Source organism: Cupriavidus sp. Met-2, assembly GCF_049843575.1.
Classification (GTDB): Bacteria; Pseudomonadota; Gammaproteobacteria; order Burkholderiales; family Burkholderiaceae; genus Cupriavidus; species Cupriavidus metallidurans.
The window spans coordinates 1-1,325 of the sequence record NZ_JBBHZL010000049.1; the positions used below are offsets into that span (position 1 = coordinate 1).

General features: G+C 63.7%; 1 protein-coding gene and 1 other annotated feature. The gene reads left to right on the forward strand.

What is annotated here, in order from left to right:
• Positions 1-42: 42 nt before the first annotated feature.
• Positions 43-1,292, forward strand: a protein-coding gene (locus tag WD006_RS29320; RefSeq protein ID WP_085960508.1) for an IS3-like element ISRme15 family transposase whose coding sequence is annotated in 2 segments (ribosomal slippage) — positions 43-337 and positions 337-1,292 — 1,251 coding nt in all. Because the reading frame shifts where the segments join, the coding sequence is not laid out codon by codon here.
• Positions 336-452 (forward strand) — a sequence feature (AL1L pseudoknot). Its footprint overlaps the gene before it by 117 nt.
• Positions 1,293-1,325: the final 33 nt, after the last annotated feature.

Below are 1,325 nucleotides of genomic sequence, written 5' to 3' on the forward strand. Positions count from 1 at the left end.
TGAATCGCCCCGGGTTTTGCGGAGGCTCTCACTCTTGAGAGAATGCGAGCCATGAGCAAGAACAACGCAAACAAGTTTTCCCCGGAAGTGCGCGAGCGCGCCGTGCGCCTGGTGCAGGAGTCGCGCGGCGAGTACCCGTCGCTGTGGGTGGCGGTCGAGTCCATCGCGCCCAAGATCGGCTGCTCGGCGCAGACGCTGCTGACCTGGGTCAAGCGCCACGAAGTCGACAGCGGACAGCGCGAAGGCGTCACCACCAGCGAGCGAGAACGCATCAAGGAGTTGGAGCGGGAGAACCGAGAGCTGCGCCGCGCCAACGACATCCTGCGCACTGCCAGCGCTTTTTTCGCGCAGGCGGAGCTCGACCGCAAGCTGAAGTCGTAAACACCTACATCGACCGGCACCGGGAGGTTTACGGGGTCGAGCCGATCTGCAAGGTGTTGCAGGTTGCCTCGTCGGCCTATCGGCGCCATGCCGCACGGCTGCGTGATCCGTCACGGCGCAGCGACCGTGCGCGTCGTGATGAACGGCTCATGCCGCAAGTCCAGCGAGTGTGGCAGGAGAACCATCGCGTCTACGGCGCCGACAAGGTCTGGCGGCAACTGAACCGCGAGGGCGTGACGGTTGCCCGCTGCACGGTCGAGCGATTGATGCGCGCCCAGGGACTGCAAGGTGTGCGGCGCGGCAAGCGGCTGCGAACGACCATCGCTGACGACGCCGCCAGTCGCCCGGTGGATCGCGTCAACCGGCAGTTCCGGGCCGACCGTCCCAATCAGCTCTGGGTCTCGGACTTCACCTACGTCTCGACATGGCAGGGTTGGCTGTACGTGGCCTTCGTCGTCGACGTCTACGCCAGGCGCATCGTCGGCTGGCGCGTGAGCAAATCCATGACGACGGACTTCGTGCTCGATGCGCTGGAGCAGGCCCTATACGCTCGCCAGCCTGGCAACGACGGTTCTCTGACCCACCACTCCGATAGGGGATCGCAGTACGTCAGCATCCGCTATAGCGAACGCCTGGCCGAAGCCGGCATCGAGCCGTCGGTCGGCAGCCGTGGCGACAGTTACGACAACGCCTTGGCCGAGACGATCAATGGCTTGTACAAGGCCGAGCTGATCCATCGCCGCGCGCCTTGGAAAACCAGGGAATCCGTCGAACTGGCAACACTGGAATGGGTCGCTTGGTTCAACCATAAGCGCCTGCACTCATCCATCGGCTATATCCCGCCCGCCGAGGCTGAGGCAAACTACTACAACCAACTCGGCAAAACCGCCGACGAGGCCGTTTTACTTTAACCAAACAGCCTCCGCGAAAACCGGGGCGATTCA